Annotated in this window: 18 protein-coding genes; 9 read left to right on the top strand and 9 right to left on the bottom strand. The window is 64.7% G+C overall.

The annotated features are described in order from the left end of the window. Positions 1-22: 22 nt before the first annotated feature. The 4 genes from E3O65_RS11405 to E3O65_RS11390 are packed head-to-tail and all read left to right on the top strand — an operon-like array spanning position 23 to position 4,231. The gene (locus E3O65_RS11405) at positions 23-2,407 is read left to right on the top strand and encodes a nitric-oxide reductase large subunit (protein WP_241985583.1); all 2,385 of its coding nucleotides are present in this window, start codon (positions 23-25) and stop codon (positions 2,405-2,407) included. Then, the gene (locus E3O65_RS11400) at positions 2,407-3,171 is read left to right on the top strand and encodes a hypothetical protein (protein ID WP_134363830.1); all 765 of its coding nucleotides are present in this window, start codon (positions 2,407-2,409) and stop codon (positions 3,169-3,171) included. The genes E3O65_RS11405 and E3O65_RS11400 overlap by 1 nt, the downstream gene beginning before the upstream one ends. Then, entirely contained in the window at positions 3,171-3,962 is a 792-nt protein-coding gene (locus tag E3O65_RS11395) for a slipin family protein (protein ID WP_134363829.1), read from the top strand. Before E3O65_RS11400 ends, E3O65_RS11395 begins: the two co-directional genes overlap by 1 nt. Beyond that, positions 3,959-4,231: a hypothetical protein gene (locus E3O65_RS11390; RefSeq protein WP_134363828.1), complete on the top strand. Its 273-nt coding sequence runs from the start codon at positions 3,959-3,961 to the stop codon at positions 4,229-4,231. The genes E3O65_RS11395 and E3O65_RS11390 overlap by 4 nt, the downstream gene beginning before the upstream one ends. A 75-nt stretch (positions 4,232-4,306) precedes the next feature. Here E3O65_RS11390 and E3O65_RS11385 read toward each other — a convergent pair whose 3' ends face one another. From E3O65_RS11385 to E3O65_RS11375, 3 genes are all read right to left on the bottom strand, one after another. After that, positions 4,307-5,482, bottom strand: a complete 1,176-nt coding sequence (locus E3O65_RS11385) for a TIGR04053 family radical SAM/SPASM domain-containing protein (RefSeq protein WP_134363827.1) — start codon at positions 5,480-5,482, stop codon at positions 4,307-4,309. A 616-nt stretch (positions 5,483-6,098) separates the two neighbouring features. After that, positions 6,099-6,482 (bottom strand): DUF488 domain-containing protein, encoded by a 384-nt coding sequence (locus E3O65_RS11380; protein ID WP_134363826.1) that lies wholly within the window; start codon positions 6,480-6,482, stop codon positions 6,099-6,101. Between the two features lie 3 nt (positions 6,483-6,485). Further along, positions 6,486-7,172, bottom strand: a complete 687-nt coding sequence (locus E3O65_RS11375) for a TetR/AcrR family transcriptional regulator (RefSeq protein WP_134363825.1) — start codon at positions 7,170-7,172, stop codon at positions 6,486-6,488. Between the two features lie 144 nt (positions 7,173-7,316). On the opposite strand from E3O65_RS11375, the gene pdhA reads away from it, so the two are divergent. The 4 genes from pdhA to E3O65_RS11355 all read left to right on the top strand — a co-directional run bounded on the left by pdhA (position 7,317) and on the right by E3O65_RS11355 (position 11,565). Then, entirely contained in the window at positions 7,317-8,378 is a 1,062-nt protein-coding gene (pdhA, locus tag E3O65_RS11370; protein ID WP_241985584.1) for a pyruvate dehydrogenase (acetyl-transferring) E1 component subunit alpha, read from the top strand. Continuing rightward, the gene (locus E3O65_RS11365; protein ID WP_134363824.1) at positions 8,375-9,388 is read left to right on the top strand and encodes an alpha-ketoacid dehydrogenase subunit beta; all 1,014 of its coding nucleotides are present in this window, start codon (positions 8,375-8,377) and stop codon (positions 9,386-9,388) included. The genes pdhA and E3O65_RS11365 overlap by 4 nt, the downstream gene beginning before the upstream one ends. Further along, positions 9,385-10,713 (top strand): dihydrolipoamide acetyltransferase family protein, encoded by a 1,329-nt coding sequence (locus tag E3O65_RS11360; protein ID WP_134363823.1) that lies wholly within the window; start codon positions 9,385-9,387, stop codon positions 10,711-10,713. The genes E3O65_RS11365 and E3O65_RS11360 overlap by 4 nt, the downstream gene beginning before the upstream one ends. Positions 10,714-10,779: 66 nt before the next feature. After that, positions 10,780-11,565 carry a (S)-acetoin forming diacetyl reductase gene (locus E3O65_RS11355; protein WP_134363822.1) on the top strand — a complete coding sequence of 262 codons (786 nt, stop codon included), beginning with the start codon at positions 10,780-10,782 and terminating at the stop codon, positions 11,563-11,565. Between the two features lie 205 nt (positions 11,566-11,770). Here the strand turns inward: E3O65_RS11355 and E3O65_RS11350 are convergent, their stop codons facing one another. From E3O65_RS11350 to E3O65_RS11335, 3 genes are all read right to left on the bottom strand, one after another. Next, entirely contained in the window at positions 11,771-12,556 is a 786-nt protein-coding gene (locus tag E3O65_RS11350) for a hypothetical protein (protein ID WP_134363821.1), read from the bottom strand. A 409-nt stretch (positions 12,557-12,965) separates the two neighbouring features. Continuing rightward, positions 12,966-14,105 carry a winged helix DNA-binding domain-containing protein gene (locus tag E3O65_RS11345; RefSeq protein ID WP_134363820.1) on the bottom strand — a complete coding sequence of 380 codons (1,140 nt, stop codon included), beginning with the start codon at positions 14,103-14,105 and terminating at the stop codon, positions 12,966-12,968. A gap of 290 nt (positions 14,106-14,395) precedes the next feature. Then, on the bottom strand, positions 14,396-14,686 hold the full coding sequence (locus E3O65_RS11335; protein WP_134363819.1) for a DUF4287 domain-containing protein: 291 nt from the start codon (positions 14,684-14,686) through the stop codon (positions 14,396-14,398). 433 nt (positions 14,687-15,119) lie between these two features. Here E3O65_RS11335 and E3O65_RS11330 point away from each other — a divergent pair, with 433 nt between their 5' ends. After that, a complete protein-coding gene (locus E3O65_RS11330) occupies positions 15,120-16,046 on the top strand; it encodes an aggregation-promoting factor C-terminal-like domain-containing protein (protein WP_134363818.1) in 927 nt (308 codons plus the stop codon). A 252-nt stretch (positions 16,047-16,298) separates the two neighbouring features. Here the strand turns inward: E3O65_RS11330 and E3O65_RS11325 are convergent, their stop codons facing one another. Genes E3O65_RS11325 through kdpC form a run of 3 tightly spaced genes read right to left on the bottom strand, consistent with a single transcriptional unit; the run spans position 16,299 to position 20,113 of the window. Further along, entirely contained in the window at positions 16,299-16,988 is a 690-nt protein-coding gene (locus E3O65_RS11325; protein ID WP_134363817.1) for a response regulator, read from the bottom strand. Continuing rightward, entirely contained in the window at positions 16,985-19,501 is a 2,517-nt protein-coding gene (locus tag E3O65_RS11320) for a DUF4118 domain-containing protein (RefSeq protein ID WP_134364106.1), read from the bottom strand. Before E3O65_RS11320 ends, E3O65_RS11325 begins: the two co-directional genes overlap by 4 nt. Before the next feature lie 3 nt (positions 19,502-19,504). Then, the gene (kdpC, locus tag E3O65_RS11315) at positions 19,505-20,113 is read right to left on the bottom strand and encodes a potassium-transporting ATPase subunit KdpC (RefSeq protein WP_134363816.1); all 609 of its coding nucleotides are present in this window, start codon (positions 20,111-20,113) and stop codon (positions 19,505-19,507) included. Between the last annotated feature and the right edge of the window lie 24 nt (positions 20,114-20,137).

Here is a 20,137-nt window from a genome sequence, read left to right as displayed (position 1 = left end):
AATACGATCCAAGGTAAAACATGTGCGATCGGAGTTGATGGTCTCCAAGGGGTGGGTTCAGGGCGTTGCCCTGGTCATGGTCTTCGGGTTCGCCGTCATGGGATTCCTCGCCCTGAGGACATACACCGACTCGATGCCGCAGCCCCAGCAGGTGGTCGACTCGCAGGGCGAGGTCGTCTTCACCGGCGCAGAGATCACCGACGGCCAGCAGATCTTCGCCGGTCGCGGGTTGCAGCAGTACGGCTCGATTATGGGCCACGGAGGATATCTGGGCCCGGACTACACGGCAGACTATCTGCGCCGGTCCTCCGAATTTGTGCTCGAGGCCCTAACCGCCTCCGGAGTGCAGGACCCCCAGGGTGAACTCGTCGAGATGATGCGCACCAATCGCTACGACGCCACCTCGGGCGATCTGGTCTTCACCGACCTACAGATTGAAGCGTTCGACGAGATCACTCAGCATTACGCTGACTACTTCGGAGCTCCGACGACGCAGTACGGGCTGATCCCCTACGCGATCACCGACGAGGCCGAGGTGCATGAGCTCACGGCGTTCTTCGCCTGGACCGCCTGGGCCTCCGCCGCTGAACGGCCGGGACACGACTACTCGTACTCGAATAACTGGCCCGCCGAACCGCTTGTGGACAACGCGCCGACCGCTGACATCATTGTGTGGAGCGCACTGTCACTCATCTCGCTGCTCGTCGCCCTCGGCGCACTTTTCGGCCTGTATGGCCGGTGGAGCAAAAAGATGGGCTGGCAGCACGGGGAAGAGACCCCGGCGTTGTCGTTCCGGCAGCCGGGAGAGGTGAAGGTGACCCCGGCACAGTCCGCCACGGCCTGGTTCTTCTTCGTTGTCGCTTTGATGTTTCTCGCCCAGGCGTTCCTGGGAGCGGCAATCGAGCACTACCGGGTGGACCTCACCAGCTTCTTCGGAATTGACTTGGCCCAGGTCCTGCCGTTCAACCTTGCCCGCACTTGGCACGTGCAGCTCTCGCTGCTCTGGACGGCCGCATCGTTCTTGGCCGCGGGCATCTTTCTCGCGCCGTATATATCCGGCCGGGAGCCCAAGCGCCAGCACTGGCTCGCTTACGCGCTGCTCGGAGCTCTCGCCGTCGTGATCGCCGGCTCCTTCGTCGGTGAGGCGATGAGCGTGTTCGGCGTCGAAGCGGCCAAGGACTCGATCTTCTGGGGCATGCAGTGGGAGTACATCGATCTGCCCAAGGTCTGGCAGGGCATGCTCGTCGTGGGCCTGACCCTGTGGATCGTCATTATTTACCGCGGCATCCGGGCTCGGCTCAAGTCTGAACACCGCTTCAACCTGCCATGGCTGTTCTTCTACTCTGGTCTGGCGATTCCAGCGTTCTACGCGGTCGGGATGCTGGCCGGCACCGAGGTACATCTGAGCGTGGCTGAATTCTGGCGCTTCTGGGTGGTGCACCTTTGGGTCGAGGACTTCCTGGAGTTGTTCACGACGGTCATGGTCGCGTACATCTTCGTGATGCTCGGCGTGGTCAAGCACAAGATCGCCATGCAGATCATCCTCCTTGACGTCATCCTCTATTCCGCCGGCGGGATCCTTGGCACCATGCACCACCTGTACTTCTCAGGAACCCCCGTGGAGCACATGGCGCTTGGGGCGTTCTTTTCCGCTCTCGAGGTGATCCCGCTGACCTTCCTGACCATCGAGGCGTGGAGTTTCTTGCAGCTCGGTGCCCGACAGGAGTCCCGCAGCTCGGCCCCGTTCCCGCACCGCTGGGCGGTCATGTTTCTGGTGGCTGTCGGGTTCTGGAACTTCCTGGGTGCGGGCGTCTTCGGCTTCCTGATCAACCTGCCGATCATCTCCTATTACGAGATCGGCACAGCCCTAACGGCCAACCACGCCCACGCGGCCATGATGGGGGTCTACGGGATGCTCGGGGTCGGACTGGCGCTGTTCGCCCTTCGCTACCTGATTCCACCTGAGCGCTGGCCGGATCGGCTCGCAAAGCTATCGTTCTGGTGCCTGAATCTCGGCTTGGCCTGGATGACCTTCGCGACTCTGCTGCCGCTCGGCGTCATCCAGCTGTGGCACTCCATCAACGACGGCTACTTTGAGGCGCGCAGCCTGAACTTCATCACTGAACCTGGTAACGCCGTGCTTGAGTGGTTGCGCCTGCCCGGTGACGTTCTCTTCATCGTCGGTGGTGTCATGCCGTTCGTCTGGATCGCCTGGCTCGGTGTGCGCTACCGCATCAAGGGCAGCACCCAAGATGTGCCTATGGAGGCCCTGTTCGTTGAGGCCCAACTATCGGCACCCGTCACCGCGTCCAACACAGAGCCGACTCTGGGGTATGCCTCGGATGCTCGGTCGAGCATTCAGGCGGCACCGGAGCCCGACCGGGACCGCCCGGCGAACGGCCTCTAATGCAGGAAGTCAATTCGGAGGTCTGGTTCGCGCTCGTCTATGGCGGCTTTCTGCTGATCGTGGCGCACGTCCTGGATCTACTCGCGCGGCGAACCGCCACCACTACGACCGCCGCGCGAGCGGGGGCTTTCAGCTACCACGAAGACCACGACGCGTGGAAATGCTCGGAAGACCAGTGGTTGTGGCCGATCTCCTTTGACCCGGACAACCGGGTCACGCGATATCAGGCCAGCCCCACGGTCTGCAACCCCTGCCCGGTGAAAGACATTTGCACCACGTCTGACACCGGCCGCCAGGTCTCCCGCAACATCGATCCGTGGCCGAGCTCGGAAGCTGAGCGATTTCATCGTGGTATCGCCTGTGCCGTCGTGGTACTCGGTCTGGCGTGGCCACTGGCCACGATGCTGCAGCGGCGAACCGGCGTCGAGCTCGTGATCCTTGCGGCCGCGGCCATCATCATCGCAGCGGGCAGTTGGCCGCTCTGGTCGCACCTGTGGCGCAGCCCGGCCGGGTTTCCCGAGCACCTGCGACACGAGAGTCTCGACGAGAGCATCGCCACGAGAGAGGCCGCTCGCCAGTCGGAAGGCGCCCGCGGCTACGGCGCCATCAGAAAGACCGGACATCGGCTTGCGCCGGAGCCCGTTGAACCGAAAGGAAATTCAGTGTCTTCATCGTTTTCTGCCCGCTGGGCCGAACTGGAAATGGAAGCCGGGCCTGGCCGCATCGGTGCGGATCCCGACTGGAACCGCGAGGAGAACCGCTGATGGCGATCATAATATTTGCCCTCGTTGTGGTGGGCCTGTTCCTGATTTGGCTGGCGGCCTCGTTCAAGGTGCTGCAGGAATACGAACGCGGGGTGTCGTTCAGATTCGGGCGGCTCCGCCCGATCCGCCAGCCGGGTGTGCAGATCGTGTTCCTCGGCATCGACAGCATGGTGCGGGTCGACCTGCGGATCGTGACCCTCACCATCCCGCCACAGGACGTCATCACCAAGGACAACGTGCCGGCCCGGGTGAACGCCGTCGTGCTGTTTCAGGTGACCGACCCGGTCCTGTCGGTGATGGGCGTGGAGAACCACGCCATGGCCACGTCGCAGATGGCGCAGACCACGCTGCGATCGGTGGTGGGCCGCGCCGACCTGGACACCCTGCTGGCGCATCGTGCGGACCTCAACGAGGATCTGGCCCGGAACATAAACGCCCAGACCGAACCGTGGGGCGTCCGGGTAAAGGTCGTCGAGATCAAGGATGTGGAGATTCCGCAGGCGATGCAACGAGCCATGGCCCGAGAGGCTGAGGCCGAGCGTGATCGCCGTGCAAAGATCATCAACGCGCACGGCGAACTGCAGGCTTCGGAGGAGCTCGGCCAGGCCGCCGAGATCCTCAGCCGCAACCCGGCATCGCTGCAACTGCGTTACCTGCAGACCCTGCTCGAGCTCGGAGCGGACCACAACTCCACCGTGGTCTTTCCGCTGCCGATGGACATCATCGGGCCGTTCCTCAACAAGATGTCCGCTTCGGTTCCCGCAACCATGCCGGTCGGGAGCCCCTCGTGAGCGGCCTCCTGCTCGAGAAGAACCGCCCGGCCTCACCAGCGCATCGCACCCGGTGCATCCGCCTGATGCTCGTGGGATCGTTCATCGGCCTGTTCGCGCCGATCTTCGGCTTTCTCGTGGGCACCATTGTGCGCACTGATGCCATCGTCGGCGGCTTGGAACCGCTGCTTTTCTGGATGATGCTCGGCATGTTCGTGGGGATGGCCGGGGTCGGCGTGGCCCTGATCGGTGCCCTGCAGTGGGTTGGCGGCAAGCACAACCTACCCTGACCTGCTCCGACAAACCCGCATGAAAAATGCCCGGCCGAGAGATCGGCCGGGCATGGTTCTGTTGGCGTCAGTCGGTCAGTGAGTTTCGACCCGCTCGACCGGCATCGTTGGCTCATAGGCACAGCTGGGGTCGGCCGCGAGCGGGTCGCCGGTGACGGCGTAGGCGTGCGACCGTGACCCACCGCAGACCGTGCGGAACTCGCAGCGGCCGCACCGGTCGCCGAACTTGTCTGGCGAGCGTAGGTCCTGCAGCAGCTCGGCGTCCCGGTAGATCTCCGAGAACGGCTGGTCGCGAACGCAGCCCACCGAGACCGGCAGGAAACCGCTCGGGTAGACCAGGCCGACATGGTCGACGAAGGCGAAGCCGCGGCCGGAATTGACGTCAATCGGAGCCCGGGCGGCGCGCCGTTTCGGCTCGTCTCCGGTAAGGAGCTCGGCAGTGTCCCGCCGCAGCTCGGCTCGCAGTGGGCCCACCGGGAAGACAACGTCGAGGTCGGCCACGCCGGCCCGCTGGATCGCGATGCGACGGTAGTGCGGCGCCTCGGTTGCCTTGATGGCCACGAGGTCGGACACGTCGTGCATCCAGTGCAGCACCTCTTCGACCTCATCGGCACCAAGCGCCTGCAGTAGCTTGCCGCGCCCGGTCGGTACTAGGAAGAAGATGCTCCAGAGCGTTGTGCCGAGCTCGAGCACGGTCTTGAGAATGGAGGGCAGCTCGCGCACGTTGGCGGCGGTGACCGTGGTGTTGATTTGCAGCCGGTAGCCGACCTCGCGCACCATCCGGGCCGCGTCCATGGTGTCGTCGAATACGCCGTTCACGCCACGGAACGCATCGTGGGTGCCGGCGGTCGCCCCATCCAGCGAGAGCGAGATGGCCTTCGCACCGGCATCGTGAAGCTCGACCAGCACCTCGCGGGTCAGCTTCGGAGTCACCGAGGGGGAGAGGGCCATGCTCAGCCCAAGCCCCGTGCCGTGGGCGACGAGCTCGGGCAGGTCGGGCCGTTCGAAGGGGTCGCCGCCGGTAAGCACGATGAGTGGACGCGGCGAACCAAACGCCGCCAGGTCGTCGAGCAGCTCCTTGCCCTGTTTGGTGCTGAGCTCGAACGGGTTTCGGCTGCGGATAGCGTCGGCGCGACAGTGGGTGCAGACCAGTTGACAAGCTCGGGTGACCTCCCAGATGACGATGAAGGGACGCTCGGCGGCGTCGTGGTGAAGCAATCGCACCGGGCGCTTGCGGGGGGATTCGGTCATGCGGGGTTCCTCGCTCAGACGTCCGCGTCCGGCTGATTCCGGTGGGTCGCGCCTGTGGTTTCGATCTGCTTTGGGATTTCCGTTCAACGTGTGCTCGGGTCATTGGGGACAACTCTAATTGTTAGCACAGTTATCCTTTTTAAGCGTCATGGGAGTCCCGTGGATATTCTTCGGCAGCTGACCAGGAGCGCCACGGCCTGACCTATCTTCCACGTCACTCACCGTGCCGAGATCCAGCCCTGCCCCCTGGCAGGTCGAGCATAAAGATGCCAATGGCCGCCCCGCATTCTCTACAGTGCCGACACTGTAGCCGCCCGGCGCACCCGCAGGGGCATCCCTGCCCCCGACAGTCCGCCGAATGTCCTGACAGTGACCGAGCTGTAGTGCACCTCCTCCTCGACCTGGTCAGCCCCGCGGTAAATGGGCCGGTTCCCAGGTGGCGCGGGCGTTCCTGCGCCGGCCGAGACGGTCTTGGTCCGACGATTTTGAAGGTCGAGGAATGGGGGTCCGAGCAGGGGGGTTCAGTGTTGTGGAACGCCGCCCGTCATGGCGCCACCCCGCGACCGGGATCTACTCTCATGCCCAAGAGTCCAGAATGCGGTCGGTGGCGCGGCAGTCATGTATGAACGGGCCGTGAGCCGAGGGTGGCCCCCAGGTAGTCGGCCAGGATCTGGGCGTGATTGACCTTGGGATCCTTGGCGCCGTAGAGCAGGGTCGAGGTGCCGCCCAGCGCCGCGAGCTCGCGCAGCTCGGTCACGGCCTGCATGGTAACCGGGTTGCCGTCGAGTTCGGCGCGATAGCGGATGGCGAACTCGGCTTGGCGCTTCGGGTCGTGCTTCCACCACGTGCGAAGGGCCGGGGACGGGGCGATCTCCTTTAGCCAGACGTCCAAATTGGCCCGCTCTTTCGTGACACCGCGCGGCCATAGTCGGTCAACAAGGATGCGGCATCCATCGCCGTCGGCAGCGTCGTCGTAGATGCGCTTGATTCGGAGGTTCACGATTCAGCGCTTCGCGGTGGTGGTGAGCCCGAGGAACTCAAGCGCGGAATGGGCGTGTGTGGCGGCGGAATCAGCCGTGATCGGATCTAGAAGCCCGAGCAGGCGCCGCCGGTAGTCCTCGCCCAGCAGCAAAGAATAGAGCGCTTCACCCCGATCTGCGGCCCCTTCGCCGTGTTCGAGTTCGATGTGCTCGGCTAGCCGGGCGACGTGCCGCATGTCCCCGTTGTCGTGCAGCGTGCGGGCAAGATCGGGAAAGCGCAGGGACTCGGCAATGACCAGGCGGTGCAGGCCGATCATCCGTGCGGAGTGCAGCGCGAGGACGATGCGTGTGGCCAGCGTCTCCAGGCTGTCGGGATCGAGTGCAGCGCCGCTGACGGTCGCGGCCAGGCGGCGGTGCATTTCGGTGAAGACGCCGTCTTTGTTGCCGAAGTAGCTGTAGATCGTGCGTTTTGTCACTCGAGCGGACACGGCGATCCGGTCCACCGTCGCATTGCCGTAGCCGTGTTCAAGGAAGATCGGCAAGGCGGCATCAAGAATCTGTTCCTGTCGCTCGATGCGACCGGCCTCGGTCGGGCGGCCACGCTTTCGTTCGAGGCCTGGGTGCGCGGTTTCCACTGTGTCCTTCGGTTCGTCGGTGACGCTGTACAACGAGGGTACCCGTCGATGTAGAATGATACTCTGTCGTTTCATTAATTCTATTCGACGCCTCAACCGCGACCTCACGAAGGCCGAGAAGGGAATTTCGCTATGGCTACGCGACAGCGAACTACCGTGATGCCCCCAAACTCCGGTGCCCACCGGGGCAAGCCCTTTACTGCAGAGACGGAGTACCCCGTGGGGACCGGTGCAGAGACCGACACCGTCGCAGGGGAGCGCGCCGTCGATTTCTACCGGCAGATGGTGTTCATCCGTCGCTTCGAGGAGCGAGCGGCCCGCGCCTACACCCAGGCCTTGATCGGCGGCTATTGCCACCTCAATCTGGGCGAGGAAGCCGCTGTCGTTGGCTTGATGGCGGCTTTGCGACCCACCGACTACCTCTTCACCAACTATCGCGAACACGGCTACGCGCTGACCCGGGGAATCGAACCCGAACGCGTGATGGCTGAGCTCTTCGGCCGGTCGGACGGCGTCTCCAAAGGTTGGGGCGGCTCCATGCACATGTTTGACCTTGAGAAGCGAATGCTCGGCGGCTACGGAATCGTCGGAGGCCAGATCCCGTTGGCCACCGGAGCGGCTCTCGCCATCGACTACCGCGGCGTGGACGAGATCGTCATGTGCACGATGGGCGATGGCACCACGAACATCGGCGCCTTCCACGAGTCACTCAACATCGCGGCGCTCTGGAGCCTCCCCATCGTCTACGTCGTCATCAACAACCGATTGGGGATGGCTACGACGGTCGACAAGTCCTCGGCCGAACCCGAACTGTACAAGCGCGCATCCTCTTATCGGATGGAGGCCGAACGGGTGGACGGCATTGACCCCGTCGCCGTGTTCGAGGGCGCTCAGCGGGCCGCGGCGGTGGCACGCGCTGGCAAGCCGTTCCTGCTCGAAGTCATGACCGAACGGCTGCGCGGGCACTCCGTGGTCGACCCCGGCAAGTACCGGGGCGCCGAGGCGATCGCGCTGACCAAGGAACGCGACCCACTGGTCACGTTTGCCGCCCATCTGGTCGACAACGGACTGCTGACCGAGACGGAGATCACCGTCATCAACGACGATGCGATCAACAGAGCCACCGCTGCCGCGGCCTTCGCCGAGGCGAGTCCGTTCCCGCACGTCTCGACCCTGTTCGACTACACCTACGCCACGCCCGTGGCCAACGATTCCCACAGGTTGCCCGGGCAGCCCCTCTTTGAGCCGGCACCATTCCTGCAATCGGAGGTCACCCGATGAGCGTCATGACCTATCGGCAGGCACTGCGTGACGCGCTGCGATCCGAGATGCACCGCAATGCCGATGTTTTCTTGATGGGTGAGGAGATCGGCCTGTTCGACGGTGCCTACAAGATCACCGCCGGGCTGCTCGATGAATTTGGCGAGAAGCGGGTACGCGACACCGCGATCGCCGAGGAGGGCTTCACCGGCGCCGCGATCGGTGCCGCGATGCTGGGGCTCCGCCCGGTCGTGGAGATCATGACGATCAACTTCAGCCTCCTTGCGCTCGATCAGATCGTCAACCACGCCGCAAAGATCTACGGCATGTTCGGCGGGCAGGCGCGCGTTCCCCTGGTCATCCGCACCCCGGGCGGCGGTGGCCAACAGCTCGGTGCCACCCACTCGCAGAACATCGAATTGTTCTACGCCTTCGTGCCCGGGATGAAGGTCGTTGCCCCGAGCACCCCTGCCGACGCCAAGGCGATGATGCTGGCGGCCATTCGCGACGACGATCCGGTGCTCTTCTTGGAGAATCTATCGCTGTACAACACCACGGGCGAGGTTCCCGACGAGGACATCCCGGCCGAGATCGGCAAGGCCGCCGTCACCAGACGTGGTGCCGACATCACCCTGATCGGCTACTCGCGCATGGCATACGTGGCTGCCCGTGTCGCTGAGGAACTCGCTGAGTCCGATGGACTCGACATCGAGGTCATCGACCTCCGGAGCTTGCGCCCTCTCGACCGGAAGACCGTGGTGGAGTCCGTGAAGAAGACCCACGCGGCCGTCGTACTCGAGGACGACTGGCTCACCTACGGAATCGGCGCCGAGATCGCTGCGACGATCTCCGACGGTGGCTTCGACTACTTGGACGCACCGGTTCGCCGGGTTGCCATGGCCGAGGTGCCGATGCCGTACTCGAAACCGCTGGAGACTGCCGCTTTGCCGTCTGCGGACGACGTCATCGGCGCCATCCGGCAGACCCTCGACGCCGTCGGCCGGCGCACATTGATGGAGAACAAGTCATGATCGAAATCACAATGCCACGCCTCTCCGACACCATGACGGAAGGCGCGATTGCGATGTGGCACAAACAGCCCGGCGACAGGGTCGAGGTGGGCGACATCCTCGTGGAGATCGAGACTGACAAGGCCACCATGGAGTACGAGGCCTTCGACGCCGGAACGTTGGCGAAGCAGCTCGTACCCCCGGGAGAGCAGGTCGCGATCGGCGCACCCATCGCGCTACTGGATGACGGTAGCCCGACGACCGCGGTTGAGCCGATGACGCCTATTTCGGCACCTACTGCTACAGCCGTGCCTGTCGCTGACGTGGCTGCTGCCTCGGTGCCTGGCGCAGCGCCGACAGTCCAGGGGGCGGCGCCCGATGCCACGGCCCCGGCCGAGAAGGCAAGCGATACCTCCACGGAGGGCCCGCGACTGTTCGCGTCCCCGCTCGTGCGCAAGCTCGCTCGCGAGCACCACCTCGACCTGAGTCACGTGCACGGCACCGGCCCCGGTGGTCGGATTGTCCGTGTGGACACGCTCAACGTGCTGGCCACACAGGCTGAGCGTGCCACCATACCAGCCGGTGCCGTCGTGGCCGCACCTGTGTTCGAGCCCAAAGATACCGTGGCCACCACTATCGATAGGCGCTGCTCGGAGGGTGTTCCACTCAGCAGCCTGCGTCGTCTCATCGCTCGCCGCCTCAGCGAGAGCGCCCGCACCATTCCGCATTTCTCCGTCACCGCGACCGCGGACGCCGAGAATCTCGTGCTGTTGCGCAGGGACCTCAACGCTCAGTTGGTCGCGGCCGGTCGACCGAAGGTCAGCGTCAACGACTTGCTCATCCGGGCGAGCGCACTGGCGTTGCGGGAGCATCCGCTGATTAACGCCTCGTACATCGACGACGCGAGCGGTGAGATGCTCGTGCACCACCGCGTCAACGTGGGTCTGGCCGTCGCCGGGGCTGCAGGCTTAGTGGTGCCGGTGATCGAGGATGCGGACCAGAAATCGGTTAGCCAGCTCGGCACTGAGGCCAAAGCGCTGGTCGGGCTGGCCAATGCCAAGAAGCTCACGCCAGCCCAGATGTCAGGTGGCACGTTCACGCTCAGCAACCTCGGCATGTTCGGCGTCGACCAGTTCACGGCCATCATCAATCCACCCGAAGGGGCGATCCTGGCCGTCGGCGGCTTGTCCCACGAGGCCGTTGTCGTGGATGACGCGATCCTGCCTCGGCACCGGATGCGCTACACACTCTCCGCCGACCACCGGATCATCGACGGGGCCTTGGCCGCCCAGTTCCTTCAGACGTTGACCCGCCTGATTGAGAATCCGTGGACCATCATGGCCTGAGGACCCGGTGGCGATCCCGCAGTTCTGCACTCAAACCAACAGAAACAGAAGATAGGAAGTACAGCCATGGCACGCACAGACAATGGAAAAGTCGCGCTCATCACCGGTGGGGGGCAGGGGATCGGGCGTGGAGTCGCCGAGCGACTCCACGCTGACGGCTTCAAGGTCGCAATCGCCGACCTCAACCGAGAGACCGCGAGCGCCGTCGCCGAGTCGCTGGGCGGAAAGGCCGGCGGCGCAATCGCCGTGCACGTCAATGTTGCCGACAAGGACAGCGTGTTCGCCGCTGTGGAACAGACCGTGACCGAACTCGGCGGCTTCGACGTGATCATCAACAACGCCGGCATCGCCCCGACCTCGCCCCTTGAGGAGATCACCGAGGAGAGCATCGCCACGATCTTCTCCATCAACTACAACAGCGTGATCTGGGGAATTCAGGCCGCCACCAAGACGTTCACGGAACTCGGACACGGTGGAAAGATCATCAGTGCCGCATCCCAGGCCGGTCACATCGGCAACCCAGGGCTGGCATTGTACTCGTCGACGAAGTTCGCGATCAGGGGACTGTCCCAGACGGCAGCTCGCGACCTCGCCCCGCTGGGCATCACGGTCAACACCTTCGCCCCCGGCATCGTCAGGACACCCCTGATGGAGAACCTGGCGAAAAAGTTGGCCGCCGACAACAACAAACCTGAGGCGTGGGGGTGGGAACAGTTCACCAAGGGCATCGCCTTGGACCGCCTCGCCGAGGTGGCCGACGTCGCGGGCGTCGTCTCGTTCCTGGCTGGACCCGACTCCAATTACGTCACCGGACAGTCGATTTTGGTCGACGGCGGAATGGTATTCAACTAAACCCCTTGGTGTGCTCGATGTGGAGCTGGGCGGCCTGCTCATCCCGGTAGGTCTCTGCTGGGAACGTGGGGCGTCGGTACTACGTCGTTCACAGTCCAGCCGGCATCGGTGAGGCGCATGCCATGATTCACCTCGTCATCAGTGGTGAGTCATGGCACCTTCGGGGACCTCGAGTCAGACTTGACACGCATTTACTGGACGTTGCTCACCGAGCCGATTTGACCGGACTCCGCACACGGTTAGGGCGGGACTTGACCAGCAGCACCGCACCGAGACCCAGCCACCACAGCATCGCCAGCGGAATCAGGGCCACCGAACCAAGCCAGAGTATTTCGGGCACGTCGATACCTGCCGCCTTGAGGAATGGGCCAACGACGAGCGCCACCACCCGGAGCCCGGTGACGCCTCCCATGATGCAGAGCCAAACGGGCAGGGCGCGGGAGCGTGCACCGGCGACACTGATGCCCACGGTCCAGACACTGAGCATGAGGAGGCTCGCTTGGGCGAAACCGTGGGTTCCCAACGTCTGAATGGTGAGGTAAGCCGATTCACCCCATCTGCTGTTCATTCCGTCAATGTAGAGCAACGGCCCCACCGAGGCGCGTATGACTCCGTGCATGAACAGGAACGCAGCCGACATGATTCCAAGTGCGCTCAGGGTTCGGCGGGTGATGCTGCTTGTACGTGGTGCAAGCGCATCTGAGACTGCGAAACTCGCCACGACGAATGCGATTGCCATGGTGAAGAGCACGACCCCGGCAAGGGGGTAGAACTGTGGATACTGGCTCAGGTAATCGAGGCTCACGGCGGGGTTGTCCGTGTCATCGAAGCCTAGAGCAGGTGGCACGAGCTCGAGCGTGAACCATGTTATGCCTCCGACTCCAGCGATGACGGACGCCATTCCACCGGCACGCAAACCCGCCCGATTGGTGTTCCCGGCCACGGTCTCCGCCAACTCCAGCCTGCTGTTGTTGTCGCTGGTTGCTCGCATCGTGCTCTCCTCTGGCGGCTCCGCGATGAGTTGTGGCGGACAGGGTATATCGATGCACAAAGGATACTCGCCAGGGCGACCGGGAGGAATGCATTGCACGGTCCCGGCGTCGGTCGTCCGCAAGGCTCGCGTGAGACATGCTTGCCGATCGGGTCTGAGGCCTGCACGTGAGGTCTACATGGGCATCGTGAAGGCCGTCGATGAACTCCAAGCTGCCTTATCCGCGGATCTTGTTGCACTTAAAGTCGACTTCCGAGATATCGGGCAAGGAGGCTTCAAGGTCCCGGTCCCGTTCGTCTTCGTCGGCTCGGGTGTGCCGTCCCTGCCTGCCGTCCTCGCTGAGTCGGCCAGCGACGAGGAGGCCTCCACCGTGTCCGGCATGGCCGTTTCTCCTAGCTTTCGGCGCCTCTCACTGCAGCCCGAGTGGCGGCCTGTCGGACCAGACCAGGGTCGCCGGCAGTTCGAGGAACTCCCCGTACCGCTCGACCGCCTCGGAAAACGCGTGCCGCACGGTGTCGTCAAGCGGGACGAACGGCTGGGCGGTGACGACCACCCGGTCCCGCCGCACGATTCTCCGCCACGTGCCGACGACCTGGTCGCCGGCCACGATCGTCGGGAGAAAGACTCCGTTCTTCCCCGGCACGACGAGCCGCGCGATGTCGGCGGGCAGCGGCTGGGACCGGTCCTGATAGCCGAGAAGGTACTCATCGAAACCGGGCAGCGCGTGCACGGGGACGGAGATGGGGTCGGCGGAGCGGACCGCCTGTTCTGCAGGCCCGGTGATGAAATAGCTCTGATCTGCGCAATGAATCTCGATGAGTTCCGCGCGAACTGCGTCGAGCGCCGTCCGAGCGTCGGTGAGCGTCACCTTCGCCCACCAGGCGAAGTCTCGGATGGTCGCCGGCGCGTGACCGTCGAGGTACCTCATGAGGAAGCGTTTCAGGGCGTCTGGGCGGGGAAGGCTCTCACCGGCATCCGGCGCCCATTCGTCGATCAGGACAAGCGCCTGCTGGCCCGCGAGCGGCGGGCCCCACACCACGACCGCGGTGATCGCCAGGTGCAAGATGAGGTGGTAACCGCGCTGCCCGGTGATCGGGATGCCCGCCTCCTCAAGCTCGCGCTGAAACTCCGCCCGGCCGAGCCGCTGGCCCCCAGAGAGCACGGCAAGGGCAACCTCCCGAGCCCGGTCAAGCGTGCGCTGATCGAGGCCGAGCTCGTGTCTGCGGGTGCCGAATTGCGCGAGCATCCGGGGCCCGGATATCCGCAGCATCCACCGCAGGTCGTGCGGGTCCAGGAAGTGGAGGGTGCCGCGCATGGACCAGGAGCGCACAACATCGCCGTTCTCCAGCGCGGCCTCGACCGCCGCGCGAGTGTCACCGGAACGCAGGCCGAGAGCCCAGACTGCCTGCGGAAGATCCTGGGCCTGCACGGCGAGCAGATGACGAACGACCGCGGCCGCGTTGTCTGCAGTCGAATCGGTGGTCCGATGGATGCGCTGGTTCGCCAGCCGCATCGCCAGTAGCTCTCGTTGGTCCACACTCCCACCCATCCGGACAGTATGCCGCCGGTCTGGCCTCCGTTCAACGTCTTCGCGACTGTGTCGTGCGCTACTCGGTGACAGCCTGTCCCGTTGGCGTTGTCTGGCCTAGTGACGCCAGGCTTGGTATCCGCCGTCACGATCGGTGATTCGTCGCAGGCCGAGTTGTCGGGGGGAGCTCGCCGCGATCGACGTCGCCGCTTTGGCGGCCCGATACGGGTCGAATCGAGCACATGGTGTGGGCTTGAGGATGCCCCTTCCAGACTCGGGTCGTGTGCGCTCGTTCGCGCACCTCTGGAGGGTCACGCGGAACGGTTCTGCTTCCCGTCAAGCCAGAGAGTGTCGGATGCATCGCTGTGTGCAGTGCCGGTGCCCACATGCCTGGCGTCGATTTTTTCACCGTTCTGTATAACGTGCACCAACGCCATGGCGTGACCGCGGCCCAGGTCGAAGTCCGCCTTAAGCCAATCGACGATTACCCCGGCTTTCGTTGAGGGATCGCTGAATCCCTGCTTCTCGGCGAGCGCGATGAACTCGCGCGGGGTCAATCCGGTCTTGTCTTCGATGTTGTCAAGGTATGCCTGGAATGACATTTCAACTCCTCTCGATTTGTCGCAGCGAGGCGAGTGCTGCGGAGAACCGCAAGGCCAGGTTGGGGGCATCATCAGGATGACGATGGAGCGCCGTTTGCAGTTCATCATTCCCCAAGTGCACAGTCAATCATCGGTACCGTCATCGTTGCTCGCTGTCGGGCCAAGAATTCTTCGGGGCCGATCTCGGCGGTGACCATGCCCATCCAGCAGGCCCTGAATACAGACGATCGACGCGTTGAGGGCGAACGGCAGCGGACGGCGTCCGCCCGGACCTCATAGATTACGGATGATTTTGCCAGCTCGAAGTGAGGATTCGTTCAGTGTGTTCGTGCAGACTCTATGTTTTCGTCCGCGTGGTTGTCGCTCGCCGCGAGTCCACCGATCAAGATGCGTCGAGGATCTCGACTATCCGCCCGCATCGCCTTTGGAAGTCATGCGCTTTGCTTTACTCCGTTCGCCCCTGTCCCCACGCCGCGAGAGCGGTGCCCACCGAAAGAGCACCCGCGCCAGGTCGCTCATCCTCGGCACCGGATCGGCGCTCGCCCTCACCGGCCTGATCGTCGGGGTCGGCGCTGTGGCGCAGGCCTCTGTGAGCAGCTCAGCCAGCATCGCCGCCACAACGGAGCTTTCCGAGAGCACCGGACTTCGGCACGAGCAGCTCAGCGTCTATGCCGTCATCGCCACCAAGACCGCCCATGAGCATGCGAAGAGCACTCTCAACGAAGCTGGAGAGGTGATCGGCATCATGGCGAACAAGGTGGATTCAACCCCGCTGGCGACGTCCGTCGCCGCATTGTCCGACTACAAGACTTTGGAAACGGATGCCGTCATCGAGCTGACCGAACAGACTCAGGCGGCGTCAGAGGCGGCCCGGTCGGCCGTGGCCGAGGTCGACCGGATAGCCTCCGAGGAGGCGGCCGTTGCCGCTGCCGAGTCCTCCCGGCTGGCGGCTGAGGCTGCGGCTGAGGCTGAGGAATCCGCCCGGGCGGACGCAGCCGAGTCTGCGCGTGCCGCGGACGCAGCTCCCACTGCGCAAGGGGCTGCCGGCGGCAACTCGCCTGGAGAAGCCCAAGCAACTGCGAGGGCGATGGCCGCGTCGAATTATGGTTGGGGCGAATCGGAGTTTTCCTGCCTCGTTCAGCTGTGGGACAAGGAATCCGGCTGGTCGTATACGGCCTACAACCCCAGCGGAGCCACCGGGATCCCTCAGGCTCTGCCTGGAAGCAAGATGGCCACCGCCGGATCCGACTGGGCCACGAACGCGACCACTCAGATCGCCTGGGGGCTCGGCTATATCGAGGGCGGATACGGCAGCCCGTGCGGAGCGTGGGCGCACTCCGTTTCCAACAACTGGTACTGACTTGGACACCAGCCCGGGCAGGGTCGGCATACCTGCCTCAATCGACGTCCGTCAAGGCGTTCCCGGGCGTCGTTGAGCCCGATCTCACCCCACCGAGCGCCGGGCACTTCTGAGCGCCCTCGGCAGCGGTGCCCGGAGCGGTTCCCTCTGGACACTCGGCAGCGGATGCCGTAGGAGTGCTCGGTGGGGGCACCACACCTGCAGGTGGAACGACATGCCAGCCAGTGGAATCTCGTTCCAATGCATCGGGGCTCAGTCGGCAGGTTTGAAGCGGTAACCCATGCCAGCCTCGGTGAGTAGATGACGAGGGTGCGCCGGATCGGTCTCAAGCTTTTTGCGCAGCTGCGCCAGGTACAGGCGCAGGTATCCGGAATCATTGGTGTGGTGCGGGCCCCAGATATCGGTCAGAAGTGTTTGACGGGTGACCAACCGGCCTGGGTTTCGAACCAAAACCTCGAGGATCCGCCACTCCGTCGGTGTGAGGCGTACCGACTCCCGTGCCCCGGAGGTCGTGCGCATCACGTTCCGCGCCGACAGGTCGACCGTGATGGCGCCGAAGGAAATCACCGGTTCGTCGTCGGTCGCGGGAGCTCGACGGGTCAGCGCCCGGATCCGGGCCAGGAGCTCATCGATCGAGAAGGGTTTCGTGACATAGTCGTCGGCGCCGGCGTCGAGTGCATCGACCTTGTCTGCGGCACCGGATCGACCGGAGACCACGAGGATGGGGATCTGCGACCAGCCCCGCAGACCGGCGATCACACCGAGCCCGTCGAGGTGAGGCATGCCGAGGTCGAGGATGACGAGATCAGGATGGTGTTCGATGGCGGCGTTGAGAGCGGCGGTACCGTCCTCTGCAGTGATGATGCCGTAGCCGCGCGCGGTAAGGGTGATCCGGAGTGCGCGCAGTATCTGGGGATCGTCGTCGGCGATCAGGATCTTCACGATGACTCCGCGGTGTGAGGCGATCCGCCGGCGGCGGCGTCCGGAAACTCCGGGAGGGAAATCACCATGGTCAGACCGCCTCCTGGAGTGTCTTCGGCGTCGAGCGTGCCACCCATGCCTTCGGTGAAACCCTTGGAGAGGGCGAGTCCCAGACCGAGTCCGGTCAGGTTGTCGGTGTCGCCGAGGCGTTGGAACGGCACGAAGACGTCGTCCCGGCGATCCGGTGGGATCCCGGGTCCGCGGTCCATCACCCGGAGCTGCACGGTACCGGCGAACTCGCTGGCCGCGACGCGAACCGGTGTTCCCGGCGGCGCGAAACGGATGGCGTTGGCCAGCACGTTCACCAGCACCCGCTGGAGCAGAATTGCGTCGGCCAGAACGACGGTCAGATCGGCGGGCAGGTCGAGTTCGACAGCCGACGGGCCGAGCCCCAGCTCGTCCAGGGCGGGCAGTATGACGTCCGGCAGGTCGACCGGCCCGAGCGACACGGCGAGGGCTCCGGCCTGCAACCGGCTGACGTCGAGCAGATTGGTGACGAGGGACGAAAGCGACTCGAGGCTTTCCTCCGCCGTGGCGAAGAGCTCATTCCGATCCCGGTCTGACAGGGTCACGTCGGTGGATCGCAGGCCGCTGATCGCAGCGGTCGCGGCCGAGAGGGGGCGACGCAGGTCATGGCCGACGGCGGCGAGGAGGGCGCTGCGCATGCGGTCAGCCTGGGCCAGGGGGCCGATTTTCCGGGCCGTCTGGGCAAGATCGCCGTGTTCGAGCGCCGCGTCGATCTGGGCGGCGATCACGCTGAGCAGGCGTCGCTCGGATGCCGCACGTTCCGGACCGCGCAATTCGAGGGTGGCTCGACTGCCGACGGGAATGGTCGTGACCGGGTCGGTCGGGCGCGGCTCTCCGGTCTCGGCGACGACATCGACGCCGTCGAGAAGGCGCACCGCGGTAAACGAGAATGCTTCCCGGGTGCGAGTGACCAGCGCTTGCAGTGCGTCCTCCCCGCGGAGGACGCTTCCGGCGATGGTGGCGAGAAGTTCCGATTCGGCGGATGCCCGCTGCGCCGACCGAGTGCGACGCGCGGCCTGGTCAACGATATAGCTGACCAGACCGGCATTGACGAGATAGAGCGCAAGGGCGAAGGAGTGCAGCGGCTCTGCGATCGTGATTGTGTGCAGGGGTTCGACGAAAAAGAAGTCGAGAGTCAGGCCCGACAGGAGGGCGGCGAAGAGTGCCGGCCACAGCCCGCCGGTCAGGGCTACCAAAACCACCAGCAGCTGATAGCTCAGGACATCGCTGGTGATCGACTCGGAGGATCGGAGGGAGACCAGCAGCCATGTCAGCAAGGGACCACCCAGCAGGGCGACGGCGAACCCCGCCAGGCGCCGCCGGGGGCTCAGCGCGCCGCCCAGACGCGGGAGAGCGACCCTGCCGCCGGCGGCAGAGTGCGTGACCACATGCACATCGATATCGCCGGATTCGCGCACCACGGTCGAACCGATACCCGGGCCGCTGAGCGCAGCACGCAAACGGGTGCGCCGACTGACTCCGACAACGAGCTGGGTGGCGTTTGCGGCGCGGGCAAAGTCGACCAGCGCCCGCGGAATGTCGTCTCCGACGAGCTGGTGGTAGCTGCCGCCGAGCTTGTCGACCAGTGCTCGCTGGGCCCCGAGGGCGCCCGGATGCGGCGAGCGCAAGCCATCCTGGCTGATCACGTGCACGGCGATGAGCTCGCCGCCTGCCGCGCGTCCGGCGATGCGGGCACCCCGACGGATCAGAGTCTCACCCTCCGGTCCTCCGGTCAGGGCGACGACGACGCGTTCCCTGGCCTCCCACTTGCTGTCGATCCCGTGCTCGGCCCGGTAGCTCTGTAGCGCAGTATCGACCTCGTCGGCCAACCACAGCAGCGTCAGCTCGCGCAGTGCCGTGAGATTGCCGAGCCGGAAATAGTTCGACAGGGCGGCATCGATTCTGGCCGCCGGATACACCTGACCGTCGGCAAGCCGGTCCCGAAGCGCCTGCGGGGCCAAATCGACGACCTCAACCTGGTCCGCTCCGCGCAGGACCGTGTCGGGCACGGTCTCACGCTGGGTGACACCGGTGATCTGTTGCACGACATCGCCCAGCGACTCGATGTGCTGGATGTTGACCGTCGAGATCACATCAATGCCGGCGACGAGTAGCGTCTGGACGTCCTGCCAACGCTTCTCGTATTCCAGACCGGGGGCATTGGAATGCGCCAGCTCGTCGACCAGCGCGATGGCGGGCTTCCGGGCCAGTACGGCGCCGAGGTCCAGGTCCGTCAATTCGACGCCCCGATGCGTGATTGTGATGCGGGGAATGAGCTCCAGTCCATCCAGCATCTCTGCCGTGGCGGCACGGCCATGCGTCTCGACAACCGCGACGACGACATCCTTGCCGGTATCCCGCAGGTGCCGGCCCTCTTCCAACATTGCGAATGTCTTGCCGACTCCGGGAGCCGCGCCGAGCAGAACTCGCAGTCGACCGCGTTTCACCACTTAACCTTCCTTGCCCGCCAGGGCGAGATTGAGTTCCAAAACGTTGACCGTGGGCTCACCCAGAAAGCCCAGGTCCCGTCCCTGAATCTTAGACTCGACGAGTGCACTGACGTCCGCAGCCGGTAGCCCGCGGGCATCCGCAACTCGCACGGCCTGAAGGAGCGCGTTTGCGGCGCTGATATGAGGGTCGAGTCCCGAGGCGGATGTGGTGAGCGCATCCGCAGGTATTGCCGCGGGCAAGACGCCGTTGAAGGCGGCGATGCTCGATTTTCGCTGCTCAATCGCAGTGAGCAGGTCCGGATTCTCCGGGCCGAGGTTGCTGCCGCCGGATGCCCCGGCGTCGTAGCCGTCGCCGGCCGCGGAGGGACGCCCCTGAAACCAGCGCGGCAGTGGAGTGCCGTTGCCGTCCGTGAATGCCTGACCGATCAGGGTCGATCCAACGTTTCCGGTGGGGGAGGACACGAGTGAGCCGTTGGCCTGGCCAGGGAAGACCGTTTGACCGATCAGGGTGATCGCCAGCGGGTACAGCACGCCGAGGACCGCCGTGAACACGATCAGGGCGCGCAGCGCGACAAGGTACTGCCGGGCCGCCGTGTGGGGTTTTGTCATGGTGAGTAATCCGTTTCCGTTGGG

The organism is Cryobacterium breve (assembly GCF_004402375.1).
GTDB lineage: Bacteria > Actinomycetota > Actinomycetes > Actinomycetales > Microbacteriaceae > Cryobacterium > Cryobacterium breve.
This window is presented reverse-complemented; position numbering and strand designations above follow the sequence as displayed.

Excerpts from the sequence above, each read along its gene's own strand:
- E3O65_RS11400 (WP_134363830.1), top strand. The coding sequence starts at position 2,407 with ATGCAGGAAGTCAATTCGGAGGTCTGGTTCGCGCTCGTCTATGGCGGC.
- E3O65_RS11395 (WP_134363829.1), top strand. The coding sequence starts at position 3,171 with ATGGCGATCATAATATTTGCCCTCGTTGTGGTGGGCCTGTTCCTGATT.
- E3O65_RS11385 (WP_134363827.1), bottom strand. The coding sequence starts at position 5,482 with ATGACCGAATCCCCCCGCAAGCGCCCGGTGCGATTGCTTCACCACGAC.
- E3O65_RS11375 (WP_134363825.1), bottom strand. The coding sequence starts at position 7,172 with ATGAAACGACAGAGTATCATTCTACATCGACGGGTACCCTCGTTGTAC.
- E3O65_RS11365 (WP_134363824.1), top strand. The coding sequence starts at position 8,375 with ATGAGCGTCATGACCTATCGGCAGGCACTGCGTGACGCGCTGCGATCC.
- E3O65_RS11360 (WP_134363823.1), top strand. The coding sequence starts at position 9,385 with ATGATCGAAATCACAATGCCACGCCTCTCCGACACCATGACGGAAGGC.
- E3O65_RS11355 (WP_134363822.1), top strand. The coding sequence starts at position 10,780 with ATGGCACGCACAGACAATGGAAAAGTCGCGCTCATCACCGGTGGGGGG.
- E3O65_RS11350 (WP_134363821.1), bottom strand. The coding sequence starts at position 12,556 with ATGCGAGCAACCAGCGACAACAACAGCAGGCTGGAGTTGGCGGAGACC.
- E3O65_RS11345 (WP_134363820.1), bottom strand. The coding sequence starts at position 14,105 with ATGGGTGGGAGTGTGGACCAACGAGAGCTACTGGCGATGCGGCTGGCG.
- E3O65_RS11335 (WP_134363819.1), bottom strand. The coding sequence starts at position 14,686 with ATGTCATTCCAGGCATACCTTGACAACATCGAAGACAAGACCGGATTG.
- E3O65_RS11330 (WP_134363818.1), top strand. The coding sequence starts at position 15,120 with ATGCGCTTTGCTTTACTCCGTTCGCCCCTGTCCCCACGCCGCGAGAGC.
- kdpC (WP_134363816.1), bottom strand. The coding sequence starts at position 20,113 with ATGACAAAACCCCACACGGCGGCCCGGCAGTACCTTGTCGCGCTGCGC.